Consider the following 12,735-nt stretch of genomic DNA (forward strand, 5'->3'; position numbering starts at 1 on the left):
TTTTTCAAAAATCCCGCAGTGGTACAATCAAACCAATTATTAATTACTTTACTAAATCGGATGTCCCTGGATAGCCTAAACCTGCCTAATAGTGTTGATACACCAGCACGCTTGCGAGAAATTCCTTACAACTATACCTCATTTTCAGATCGTGAAATTGTTATACGTTTACTAGGCGAAGAAAACTGGCAAATACTTGATTCCCTGCACGATGAACGTGTTACCGGTCGATCATCCCGTATGCTTTACGAGGTGTTAGGCGATATCTGGGCAGTACAACGTAATCCTTATCTGGAAGATGACTTGCTGGAAAATCGCAAGCGTCGCTTGGCTTTGCTGGAAGCACTCCGTCATCGCCTCAAGCAAATGAAAAAACGTCATGCCGAACTTGAAAACCAAAACTCTGATCGCGCTAGTCGGGTAGCCATTCTAATTGAAGCGGCACATCAAGCCGTCAATGCCTTTGAAACACATTTTGAGAACACCCGTGCTATGCGGCGCAAAGCCTTGGCAAAACTTAGCAAGCATACGCGTAAAGATCATATTTGTTTCGATGGCTTTGCACGGGTTTCACATGTAACCGATGCAACCGACTGGCGGGTCGAATACCCGTTTGTGGTACTTTATCCAAGCAGTGAAGAGGAAATTGGGCATCTGGTAAGAGATTGTATCAGTTTAGGGCTAACCATCATTCCGCGTGGCGGCGGTACTGGCTATACGGGAGGGGCAGTGCCACTCACGCCGTATGCAGCCGTAATAAATACAGAAAAACTTTTGGATATAGGTGCGGTAGATTACGCCAGTGCGCTGCCAGGTATCACTGAGCGCTATGCCACCATCTATACCGGTGCAGGCGTCGTTACCCGGCGCGTAATGGATGTTGCCGATAATGCCGGGTTAGTATTTGCATGCGACCCCACCTCGGCAGACGCCTCTTGTATCGGCGGTAATATTGCCATGAATGCCGGTGGTAAAAAAGCTGTACTTTGGGGGACGGCGCTTGATAATTTATTATCCTGGCGTATGGTCACTCCAGATGGCAATTGGCTGGAAGTCATCCGACTCAATCACAATCTCGGTAAAATACACGATCAGGATCAAGTTAATTTTTTATTAAAACGTTTCGATGCGGAGGGTAAAAAATTACTCTCCGAAGAAACCTTGACGATTCCCGGTCAGCATTTTCGTAAAGAAGGTTTGGGCAAAGACGTTACCGATAAATTTTTGGGAGGCTTACCCGGCATTCAAAAAGAAGGCTGTGATGGCATTATTACCTCAGCACGCTGGATTTTACATAAAATGCCTGCTCATACCCGTACCGTCTGTATGGAGTTTTACGGACAAGTTCGGGAAGCGGTGCCTGCCATTGTCGAGATTCGTGATTATTTAAGTGCATTACCCAAGCAAGGGCCACAACGGGTTATGTTAGCGGGTTTAGAGCATCTTGATGAACGCTACGTAAAAGCGGTCGGTTATGCCACCAAAGCCAAACGCCATGGTAGGCCGAAAATGGTGTTGATTGGTGATATTGTTGGTGATGACGAAAACCAGGTTGCCATGGCCGCTTCTGAAGTGGTGCGCTTATGTAATGCCCGCAGTGCCGAAGGCTTTATCGCAGTTAGTCCAGAAACCCGTAAAACTTTCTGGCTGGATAGAGCGCGAACAGCTGCTATTGCCAAACATACCAACGCCTTTAAAATCAACGAAGATGTGGTCATACCATTACCACGTATGGGTGATTATTGTGATGGCATTGAACGCATTAATGTTGAACTGTCTTTACGTAACAAAATTCGCTTATGCGATGCCTTAAGCCAATTACTGGCAGGCGATTTACCGCTACGCTCTTACGAAGATAGTGTCAATAAAAACGAATTAATAGGTGATCGCCGCACTCGCGCCCTGGATGTAATAGCAACAGTACGTGAACGCTGGCAATGGCTGTATACTCATCTCGACATGCCTTTATTGCAGGCAGAAGCTGAGTTTTCGCGGCTGGGTATACAAACGGGTGAATTAAGCAATCGTGCCAGTACCCCTGTGCTGTTTCATCGATTACAAGATTATTCGCTTAGAGTGTCTTGGAAAAAGGAATTGCTGCCAGCTTTGCAGGAAATTTTTGAAGGTGATAATTTTCGGCCAGTTGTTGAAAGTATCGAATCTGTACATAAAGAAATTCTACGTGGACGCGTGTTTGTTGCCATGCATATGCATGCGGGTGATGGGAATGTGCATACCAATCTGCCTGTCAATTCTGATCATTACGAAATGCTGAGCGAGGCGCATGCAGCCGTAGTACAGATTATGGCATTGGCTCGTTCTTTGGGTGGCGTAATTTCCGGCGAACACGGTATAGGCATTACAAAATATGAGTTCTTAACCACCGAAGAGCTGACCAGTTTTCATGCCTATAAACAGCGTATTGATCCAGAAGGGCGTTTTAATCGCGGTAAACTGATGCCAGGCGGCGACTTGCATACGGCATATACCACCTCATTCAGTCTGATGGGGTTTGAATCGCTGATTATGCAGCAAAGTGATATTGGTGCTATTTCCGATTCCGTTAAAGATTGTTTGCGTTGTGGCAAATGCAAACCTGTGTGTTCTACGCATGTACCCAAAGCTAATTTGTTGTATTCACCGCGGAATAAAATTCTGGCGACTTCCTTGCTGATTGAAGCCTTTTTGTACGAAGAGCAGACGCGACGCGGTATTTCCATAACACATTGGAAAGAGTTTGAAGACGTCGCTGATCATTGTACGGTGTGCCATAAATGTTTCAATCCCTGTCCGGTTGATATAGACTTTGGTGATGTGTCGATGAATATGCGCAATTTATTGCGCAAAATGGGCAAGCAAAGTTTTAATCCGGTTAAATATGCGGCGTTAGCCTTTTTAACCACCAGTCGCCCCAATGCGGTTAAAGCCATGCGCTTAACCTTAATTGAATGGGCCTACAAAGCCCAGCGTATTGCCAATGTTGTGTTAAAACCGTGGGGCAGGGCGCAACTGGCACAACCGCCATCCTCTACCGGTAAATCAGGGATACGCGAACAAGTTATTCATTTTACCAATCGTAAAATGCCTGGTAAATTACCCAGTAAAACTGCTCGTGCCTTACTGGATATAGAAGATAACCAAATTGTTCCTATCATCCGTGATCGTAACAAAACCCGTACCGATTCCGAGGCAGTGTTTTATTTCCCCGGCTGCGGTTCCGAACGCCTGTTTTCGCAAGTAGGTTTGGCAACGCAAGCCATGTTGTATGAAATTGGCGTACAAACGGTATTGCCGCCCGGTTATTTGTGCTGTGGATACCCTCAGCGCGCTGCCGGACAATTTGATTCTGCACAGAAAATCACGACCGATAATCGCGTATTGTTTCATCGGGTGGCGACTACCCTTAACTACCTGGATATTAAAACTGTCATTGTCAGTTGTGGCACCTGTCTGGATCAGCTGCAAGATTATGAGTTTGGAAAAATATTTCCCGGTTGCCGATTAATCGATATTCACGAATACCTGTTAGAAAAAGGCATTAAACTGGATGGTTTAAGTGGCGTCCCTTATGTATATCATGATCCTTGTCACAGCCCCTTAAAGCAGCAAGACGCCATTAAAACTGTGAGTAGCTTGATGGGAAGCACAGTCATTAAATCGGATCGTTGCTGTGGAGAATCGGGGACCTTAGCCGTAGCACGTCCAGATATATCTACTCAGATACGCTACCGAAAAGCTAGCGAGCTTCAGGATAATACCGAAAAACTGCGCGAAGACGGCTATACAGGCCCGGTAAAAATGCTAACCTCCTGTCCTTCCTGTGTACAAGGTTTACAACGCTATAAAGGCGATGTTGATAATCTGGAAGTGGATTATATTGTTGTGGAAATGGCGCAGCATATATTAGGTAAAAATTGGATGAAAGACTATATCAATCAGGCTAATCACGGCGGAATTGAACGGGTGCTGGTGTAAGTCGCTGGATTGAGACCAATCTTTACCATGTTAAGCGAATACTTTTTATGGGTATTCGCTTATAGATAATCAGAAAATTATTTGCTGTTTTATACTCAATCACCGCTATTCACCCAGTCTGTTCGTCTAGAGTCCTTCGATGCCACTCAGGAGAGCGTTATCGAAGGATGTACAGTCTTTTTTAGGTGATAACTTACTGAAACGATAATACCAAACCCCGATTTATTCCAGCTTAAATTAGCGTCGTATAAACTGATGTAGGTATTCGCATTCTGCCTGTTGGAAATTTAATGCTTAACTTTCCAAGTTATCAATTGCCGCATTTTCTTTGGCTATAGCCATATCAACGATACGTGCGCTAAGTTGTTCGTCTTCTAAAACAAGGCTAACCATAGATTCAACCACTAAACGCATTTTTAAACCATTTAATCTGGAAAATGTCTTTAACTGATCATAAGTGGGTTTATCAACGGAAATCTTTTTTCGCTCTGTCTTCATACTGTCAGTTTTGTTGTCTTTCATATGTAATGGAAATTAATTCATTAAAGTTTGTGACACTAAATTTACCATTTTTAGAAAATTATTGTCACCGTGTTGATAAGATTAATGCAGTATTTTTTGTTGTAATTGAAAAAATTGCCAAAAGCAGCATTTCCATCAGGTAAAAATAATGGCAACACCGAAAGGTCAGTTGTGCAATACTTATAGTCAGTTACGCTTTACTTGGCAATAAATCTTTTAATGCATTACTGTTTTATGTCGACTGTTAGGTCGTGCAATACAACGCATCCTCTCAATTTGTCTGATATGTTTGGATTGATAGTGGGTGGTGAACAGCCATTATTAATGTTATTTAATACAGGAATCCATCATGCGTAAACCAGTACCTAAGATAGATTTCCCCTTTTGGCAGCTTCCCCTGGAAACGCTTTTAGAAAAGCTGGGGACCACGCCGAAAGGATTGAGCAGTCACGATGCAGAAAGCCGATTACAAAAGTTTGGACCCAATTTAATCCATTCCGAACATAAAACGGCGTTATTATTGCAATTTTTATCTAAATTTCTCAACCCGTTAGTCATTATTCTGTTGGTTGCCAGTGTGTTTTCAGCTATTACTGGCGATGTTCCCAGCTTCATTGTAATCAGCAGTATTATCCTTATTAGCGTAACGCTAGATTTCGTGCAGGAATATCGCGCCGGTCAGGCCGCCGATAAGTTGCGGCAGTCTGTCAGTGTGCGTGTACAGGCTCTGCGTGATGGTAAATCTGTAGAAGTTGCGCTTGCCGATTTGGTAGAGGGCGATGTAGCGTTACTCAGTGCAGGTAATATGATTCCCTGTGATGGCCGTTTATTGGAAGCAAAAGATTTCTTTGTTAATCAAGCCTTGCTGACTGGGGAACCTTATCCGGTTGAGAAAACAGTCGGAGAATTACCAACAGAGAAAAACGTTCTCAACGCGACCAACTCGGTATTATTGGGAACATCCGTCATCAGTGGTTCAGCTAAAGTACTGATGTGCCGAACTGGGCAAAATACTGAGCTGGGCGAGATTGCCGACTCGTTACTGGTTAAAGCACCTATTAGCGATTTTGATGAAGGCACACGCCGTTTCGGTCTTCTGATTATGCGTTTAACCATCATCATGGTGTTATTCGTGCTGCTGGTAAATGCTTTTTTAGACAGGCCCTGGTTGGAGTCGTTTCTGTTTGCAGTGGCGCTGGCGGTTGGGTTAACACCGGAATTGTTGCCGATGGTGGTCTCTGTCACGCTGTCACGAGGTGCTATGCGCATGGCCACCAACAAGGTGATAGTCAAGCGGCTTAGTTCTATCCAAAGCTTAGGCAGTATGGATGTATTCTGTACCGATAAAACCGGCACCCTTACAGAAGCCCGTATTCATCTGGAGCGACATCTGGATCCGTTAGGAGCTGAAAGCCAACAGGTATTGGAGTTGGCCTATTACAATAGCTTTTTTGAAACCGGGCTGAAAAGTCCGCTGGACGATGCGATTCTCGAGCATACTGAAATAAACACGACTGGCTGGCAGAAAATAGATGAAGTGTCTTTCGATTTCGAGCGTCGTCGGGTATCGGTACTCATCGATAACGCCAACAGTCGTTTACTGGTAGTAAAAGGGGCGCCGGAAGATATTTTGCGTTTGTCGGTTAGTTATCAAACGGCAGGCAGCTCAGAAGTTCATGCTTTGACTGAAGACATTCGCCAGCAAATCAATACTCAATTCGAATCACTCAGTAAAGAAGGCTTTCGCGTATTAGGCATCGCCTCGCGGCAGGTAGGCAAAGAACACAGTCATGCTGTGCTCAGCGATGAAATTGAACTGGTCTTTGCCGGTTTTGCCGCCTTTCTCGATCCTCCCAAAGAGAGTGCCAGACAAGCCCTGATTGCCTTGGCCAACGATAGAGTGGCTGTCAAAATTATCACTGGCGATAACGAACTGGTTACTCAACATGTTTGTGCCAAGCTCGGCGTTACCGTTACCGGCATGCTTAATGGTATCGATATCGAAAAGCTGGATGATATGGCGCTAGCGGTGCGTGTAGAGCAAGTCAACTTGTTCTGCCGGGTAACTCCAGCACAGAAAAATCGTATTATTTTGGCCTTAAAACGGCGCGGTCATGTGGTTGGTTATTTAGGCGATGGCATCAACGACGCGCCTTCGCTGCATTCTGCCGATGTGGGTATTTCGGTGGACAGTGCGGTAGATGTGGCAAAAGCCGCTGCCGATATGATCCTTTTAGAGCAGGATCTGGGCGTACTTCACGCGGGTGTATTGGAAGGTCGACGCACCTTTGGAAATATCATGAAATATATCATGATGGGTACCAGCTCTAATTTCGGCAATATGTTCAGCATGGCAGGAGCTTCTTTATTTTTGCCATTCCTGCCAATGCTACCTCTGCAAATACTGCTGAACAATCTGCTTTACGACATTTCCGAACTACCTATCCCGCTAGATAGAGTCGATGACGATTATTTAAGTCATCCCCGCCATTGGGATATGAACTTCATCCGCAATTTTATGCTGACCGTAGGGCCTATCAGTTCTATTTTCGACTTCCTGACCTTTTATATTTTATTAACAGTGTTCCATGCCGATCAGGCGCTTTTCCACACAGGCTGGTTTATCGAATCAATGGCCACACAGGTACTGGTTATTTTCATTATCCGCACCCGCAAAAATCCTTTTAAAAGCACCCCCAACATCTGGCTAGTCTTTTTTGCCCTGTCAGTGGTGGCAACCGCTATCCTATTACCGTTTACACCAGCGGCAACCTATCTTGGTTTTGTGGTACCACCCGCCTTCTTTTTCTTGGTGCTATCTGGAATGGTATTAGTTTACTTACTGATGGTTGAAGCAATAAAACAGTGGTTTTTCAGGCGTTTGGTGGTGGAGTGAGGGCAGTTGGCTAAGTCGCGGTTCGATTCTTACTATCCATGCTAGTTGAGTAGTTTAGTAGGATGTGCCAACCAACGGGCGGCGCATCAATCGAATTCAATACCCTCAATATCAGGCGGGATTATGTTCCCTCAGTTTCTTGGATAAATCCCTTTTTCTACATAACGGTGATAACTTGAATACAGCCAATCTTGCATCCTACTGCGCTCAATAAAAATTATTGGCAAAGATTGCCAAAATGTGGGAAAAGTAACCAATGACTATGTCCTGGAATAGGAGAACTTATTATGGCTACAATGAACATTTCTATCCCAGACCCCATGAAAGATTGGGTGCAATCCCAAGTAGATACTGGAGCTTATTCAAATACAAGTGATTATGTGCGCGACTTAATCCGCCAAGACCAAAATCATCGTAGTAAGCTAGAAGCTTTACAGGCAGCTATCACTGTTGGAATAGAAAGCGGCATAAGTAATAAATCGTTTGATCAAATCATTGAGCAAGTACGTCATAAATTGAAAAGCGATAATACATGAGCTTGTATGTATTTTCTACAGAAGCTGAAAATGATTTCCTCTTTCTCTTTCTCTTTGTTATAGAAATGAGGATATATAGCTTTTATTTTATCGGCTAAGCATCCCATAGTCATATCCAATCAGGCTATCTTGTTAAATTAGCTTAAACGGCTAACGATAAATATCTGTACGGTGACCAATTTCAACTACGAAAATAATCAGTGTGTTGTCCTTGGTCTGACAAATCAACCGATAGAGGTCATTCTAGTCGCCCCACCTGTGTGGTTTTTGATAAGCTAGCTGAAAATAGTTACGTTTAAATGTGGTCTGTGCCTAATATTACTTAAAAGATCTCAATACAGTCCTTGTTATCGATCATCAACGCTTTCAATCCCAATTAGCGTAATTTGTGTGGAATCGGGATAGCAATTTTGAATAAATGGAATAATGCGTCGTGACAGATTTTCATCCAGCAGCAATTTCATAATGCGTTAATAGCCAATGATTGACGTTCTCTGTCAGCGGCGAACAATAAGCTGGCGGTAATATCATTGCTATTGAGTTCAGGGAAGTTATCAATAATTTCTTCCCTGCTTATGCCATCGGCTAACCAGGTAAGCACATCATAAACTGTAATTCGCAAACCTCTTATGCAAGGCTTACCGCCACACTTGCCAGGTTCAAGGGTAATGATATTGTGATAATCGATAGCCATATTTGCTCCTTCGCGACTATCATTAAAGTTGTATGCTATTCATTTAACTTATAAATACCTTTAAATCATAAATCAGCGCTATTCGGGTAGCTGTTTCGTTAATAAAGCTAACCAGTGTAAATACATCACTAAATCTCAGTATAGTATGCCAGTGGTACACTGTCTTATATAGCTCAAAACATCATTCAATATTCTGAATCTGCTCCCGCATCTGCTCAATCAATACTTTCAATTCAATCGAAATCTGTGTCATTTCCCGGTCTGCGGATTTAGAGCCTAAGGTATTTGCCTCGCGGTTCATCTCTTGCATCAAAAAATCTAAACGTCGCCCCACAGGCTCGGCTTGTTTTAGACTATGCAACAGTTCAGTAACGTGGGTTTCCAGTCTATCCAATTCTTCATCAACATCCATTTTGTGCGCCAATAACACCAATTCCTGTTCCAGGCGCTCAAAATTAGGATCGGCGACCAATTCTGCCACACGCGCAGTGAGTTTAGTACGTACATTGCTCAATACCTCTGGCATACGTAGTCTTGCAGACTCAATCAGTTGCCGCATTTTATGACTACGGTCTATCAGTAATTCAGCCAGTTGCTGGCCCTCGCGGCTTCGGGTTTTCAGTAAAATGTCCAGGGTCGATTCCAGCATCTTGATAATGGCTTGCTGAATAAGCTGTTTGTCTGTTTCGGTTTCCTGTTGTACGCCAGGGAATGCCAGCACTTCCAATGCCGAAAAAGAGCGCGGTTTGGACATTGCTTTCTCAATTTGGCGGGTAGCCGCTAATAATTTATCGATAATGTCCGTGTTGACAGCAAATGTCTGCGCACTGGCTTGTTTCTTATAATTAATCGTGCAGTCTATTTTGCCGCGTTTCAATTTTTCAGAAATTAGGCGCCGCACATCAGTTTCTGCATACTTTAAGCGTTCGGGCAGTTTGATGCTGATATCGCTATAGCGATGATTGACAGAGCGAAGTTCGCACAAAATAACCAAGTTATCCACTGCAATTTCGCCGTCTGCAAAAGCCGTCATGCTTTTTATCATTTTTCACCTAAATAAGTAATATACTAACAGCGCTCTTGTACTGAATTTCAGTCATCAAAAGTTGTTTGTTAATTTAAAATTGAAACGAAGTAAACCCAAAACAGTTCTTAACGAATTGCCATACATTTAAATCCCAACATTTGCTTAGCTATGACCTACATGCGATTCGCCTAAATTACTATGCTAAAACCCAGAGGATCAGAAAGTAATCATAAACGGAGCTATCATCTCAAAGTAGGGACTATTATAGATCAGTACATCATTGAACGGGAGTTTGCACGCGGCGGTTTCAGTTCTGTGTATTTGGCCAGACAGCAAAAAGATCAAACCCAAGTGCTGATTAAAGAGTATCTGCCGAATAAACTGGCACATCGTGCCTGGAATAATTTAGTGGTGCCTAATAATCCCGCCAGCAGAATATTGTTTTTGCAGGGTCGTGGTCTGTTTTTTGAAGAAGCCAAGGTATTGGCTACTTTAAAGCATCCCAATATCGTAGATGTAATTAGTTTTTTTAAGGCCAATGATACGGTATATTTGGTGATGATTTATGATTATGGTATTACGTTGGATAAAATTTTGCTCGGACACTCCGAGCTAATTAGCGAGGTGTTTCTGTGTACTGTATTTCGACGCTTGTTAGCAGGTGTTGATTTTATGCATCAGCGCAAATTATTACATCTTGATATTAAGCCTGCCAATATTCTTATTCGCCCGGATAACAATCCCTTGCTGCTGGATTTTGGTGCTATTCGTTATTTTTCCCAACAAAAACAAAAGCCACTGTCCAAAGTCGTGACAAATGGCTTTTCCCCGGTCGAACAATATGACACACATGGGCAAATTGGCCCTTGGACAGATATTTATTCGGTGGGTGCTAGTATGCGTGCCTGTATGGATGGTAAAGCCCCACAGTCGTCTTTAGATAGGCTTAAATACGATGAAATGCAGAGTGCTACCGTCTTGCATAGAAAAAAATATCCAGAATATTTGCTTAAAGCGGTGGATTGGGCAATGGCTTTGCAAGCTAAAGATCGCCCGCAATCCGTTGCTCAATTCCTGCAAGCTATAGATCCAGACCTAAAACGCTGATCAAGATAAAAAAATCAGTAACATTTATTCTCTAACGGGTCTTTTTTCAAGTTTACGCTGTAAGGTACGGCGATGCATATTCAATGCTCTGGCCGCGGCCGAAATATTGCCATCGTGTTGCATTAACACTTTTTGCAGATGTTCCCACTCTAGACGCTTAACCGATAAAGGGTTATCGCTAATCGCAACCGAGGTATCTCCTTCGTTCTTATGTAATGCATTGACAATTTCGTCGGCATTGGCGGGTTTGGTTAAGTAGTGAATGGCGCCCAGTTTAATCGCTTCAACAGCAGTGGCGATACTGGCAAAGCCAGTTAGCATAACTATCTGCGTGTTGGAATCCAGGGAAATCAGTTTTTTAACCATTTCTAAACCCGATTCAAAACCTATGCGCAAATCAATTACCGCGTATTCTGGTTCTGTCTGTTCTGCCAATTGTATGGCTGTGCTGACATCATTGGCGATAGCCACTTGAAAATTACGTTTTTCCAAAGCCTGTTTCAGGACGTTACAAAAGGTGACATCATCATCCACTAGCAGTAATTGAGGCTTATCCATAGTTAATGTGTTCATCTAAACTCTCCGTTGTTAAGAGTGGCAAGCTGATAGCTACACTGGCACCACCCGATTCAATATTGCTAAATGTTATTTTACCGCCTATCCGCTTGATAGTGGTATAGGTTAAAAATAAACCAACGCCCATGCCTTGTTTGTTACTTTTGACGGGTTTATGACCAGCAAAATCAATCAACTCATCAGGAAGTCCTGTACCAAAGTCTTTAATTTCTAAATTTAATTGCCATTCATCCCAATTTACATGGAACTCTATACCTTTGTCTGCAGGCGTTGCTTCGGCAGCATTATTAAGAATATTAATAATGGAATGGGTAATGGTGCGTTCAGCAATAATTTCGGCACCAATATTCACATTTGGTGAAATAAATAATTTAAGCTTGGTTGACACTTTGTGGGTTCGCCATTGATTGAGAACTTCATCAATGTATTCGCTTACCAACATTACTTTACCTGACTCTGCACGCATTTCGCCCGATGAAGCGGACATGACTGCTAAAGCTTGTTTGCAGCGATCCAATTGTTGCTGCACAATCATAAGTTTCTGATGCATCTCTGGAAAATGCCGAGAAGGCAATTCTTCGCTCATTTCATGAGTGAGTATAGCAATGGTTCCCAGGGGGGTACCCATGTCATGGGCTGCACTAGCGGCTAGTGTCGCTAATGATACGATTTTTTCATCCCGTAATGCACTCTCGCGGGCTTCGGCCAGGTTACGTTCTCGCTCACGCAAGGTCTTTGATAAAGCAACCACAAAAAATGCTACCAAACCTGCGCTAAATACAAAACCGAACCACATGCCCAAAACATGTAAATTAAAATATCGACGATCATCCATCAGATGTGATTGTAAGATCATTTCGGGAGTCATTTCACTGATAGGCTCGTGCATCATATGCGGCTCAACAATCGGCAAAGAGATATGGTAGGTAATTAATACGGTATAAATACATGAAGTGATGATCACCATATTCCAGGCATAAGCCTGTGGAAGCATGATGGCGGTAATAATCAAGGGTAGTAAAAATATCCAGGCAAGTGGGTTTGAAGCGCCTCCAGTCAGATACAGCAGATACGCTAAGGCCAGAACATCCATGCAAATTTGTGAAAATATTTCGTGTTCTGTCACTTCTTCAGAGGTGCGTAAACGCAGCCAAGTATAGAGATTAAGCATGGAAATGGCGAAAATGGCCATCCATAACTGATTTTGCGGCAAATCAATGCTCAGTCCGTTAGTGGCTATAAAAACGGTTAAAGTGACGATAAATAACATCAGGTTTCTAAGAATATAAAGCCATCTTAGATTTTCGCGAATGGAAATCTGTGTTTTGGGGAGTAATTGGGTAAACATTAGCTAGGCAGCAAGGGCATCATAAAATGCATATGTTACCTTCGAATAGCATTA

10 protein-coding genes are annotated in these 12,735 nt (G+C 43.1%); 4 read left to right on the forward strand and 6 right to left on the reverse strand.

Annotation, left to right across the window (positions count from 1 at the left end; all coding sequences use genetic code 11):
- The first annotated feature begins 18 nt into the window (after positions 1-18).
- Positions 19-3,975, forward strand: coding sequence for an FAD/FMN-binding oxidoreductase (locus ABH008_RS07840; protein ID WP_347989298.1), 3,957 nt, complete (start codon positions 19-21; stop codon positions 3,973-3,975).
- 294 nt (positions 3,976-4,269) lie between these two features.
- On the opposite strand, the gene ABH008_RS07845 is transcribed toward ABH008_RS07840, so the two are convergent.
- Positions 4,270-4,497, reverse strand: a complete 228-nt coding sequence (locus tag ABH008_RS07845) for a hypothetical protein (protein WP_347989299.1) — start codon at positions 4,495-4,497, stop codon at positions 4,270-4,272.
- Between the two features lie 349 nt (positions 4,498-4,846).
- Between ABH008_RS07845 and mgtA the strand changes: the two genes are divergently transcribed.
- Together mgtA and ABH008_RS07855 are read left to right on the forward strand one after the other, a co-directional pair.
- On the forward strand, positions 4,847-7,393 hold the full coding sequence (gene mgtA, locus ABH008_RS07850) for a magnesium-translocating P-type ATPase (RefSeq protein WP_347989300.1): 2,547 nt from the start codon (positions 4,847-4,849) through the stop codon (positions 7,391-7,393).
- A gap of 287 nt (positions 7,394-7,680) precedes the next feature.
- On the forward strand, positions 7,681-7,929 hold the full coding sequence (locus ABH008_RS07855; protein ID WP_347989301.1) for a type II toxin-antitoxin system ParD family antitoxin: 249 nt from the start codon (positions 7,681-7,683) through the stop codon (positions 7,927-7,929).
- 347 nt (positions 7,930-8,276) lie between these two features.
- Here the strand turns inward: ABH008_RS07855 and ABH008_RS07860 are convergent, their stop codons facing one another.
- From ABH008_RS07860 to ABH008_RS07870, 3 genes are all read right to left on the reverse strand, one after another.
- Positions 8,277-8,393, reverse strand: a complete 117-nt coding sequence (locus tag ABH008_RS07860; RefSeq protein WP_347989302.1) for a DUF5615 family PIN-like protein — start codon at positions 8,391-8,393, stop codon at positions 8,277-8,279.
- Positions 8,390-8,623 (reverse strand): DUF433 domain-containing protein, encoded by a 234-nt coding sequence (locus ABH008_RS07865; RefSeq protein ID WP_347989303.1) that lies wholly within the window; start codon positions 8,621-8,623, stop codon positions 8,390-8,392. Before ABH008_RS07865 ends, ABH008_RS07860 begins: the two co-directional genes overlap by 4 nt.
- A gap of 181 nt (positions 8,624-8,804) precedes the next feature.
- Positions 8,805-9,668 carry a YicC/YloC family endoribonuclease gene (locus tag ABH008_RS07870; RefSeq protein WP_347989304.1) on the reverse strand — a complete coding sequence of 288 codons (864 nt, stop codon included), beginning with the start codon at positions 9,666-9,668 and terminating at the stop codon, positions 8,805-8,807.
- Between the two features lie 180 nt (positions 9,669-9,848).
- On the opposite strand from ABH008_RS07870, the gene ABH008_RS07875 reads away from it, so the two are divergent.
- Positions 9,849-10,757, forward strand: coding sequence for a serine/threonine-protein kinase (locus ABH008_RS07875; protein WP_347989305.1), 909 nt, complete (start codon positions 9,849-9,851; stop codon positions 10,755-10,757).
- Positions 10,758-10,781: 24 nt separating this feature from the next.
- On the opposite strand, the gene ABH008_RS07880 is transcribed toward ABH008_RS07875, so the two are convergent.
- Together ABH008_RS07880 and ABH008_RS07885 are read right to left on the reverse strand one after the other, a co-directional pair.
- The gene (locus tag ABH008_RS07880) at positions 10,782-11,330 is read right to left on the reverse strand and encodes a response regulator transcription factor (RefSeq protein WP_347989306.1); all 549 of its coding nucleotides are present in this window, start codon (positions 11,328-11,330) and stop codon (positions 10,782-10,784) included.
- Positions 11,308-12,681, reverse strand: coding sequence for an ATP-binding protein (locus ABH008_RS07885; protein WP_347989307.1), 1,374 nt, complete (start codon positions 12,679-12,681; stop codon positions 11,308-11,310). Before ABH008_RS07885 ends, ABH008_RS07880 begins: the two co-directional genes overlap by 23 nt.
- Between the last annotated feature and the right edge of the window lie 54 nt (positions 12,682-12,735).

It is taken from the genome of Methylomonas sp. AM2-LC, from assembly GCF_039904985.1.
GTDB lineage: Bacteria > Pseudomonadota > Gammaproteobacteria > Methylococcales > Methylomonadaceae > Methylomonas.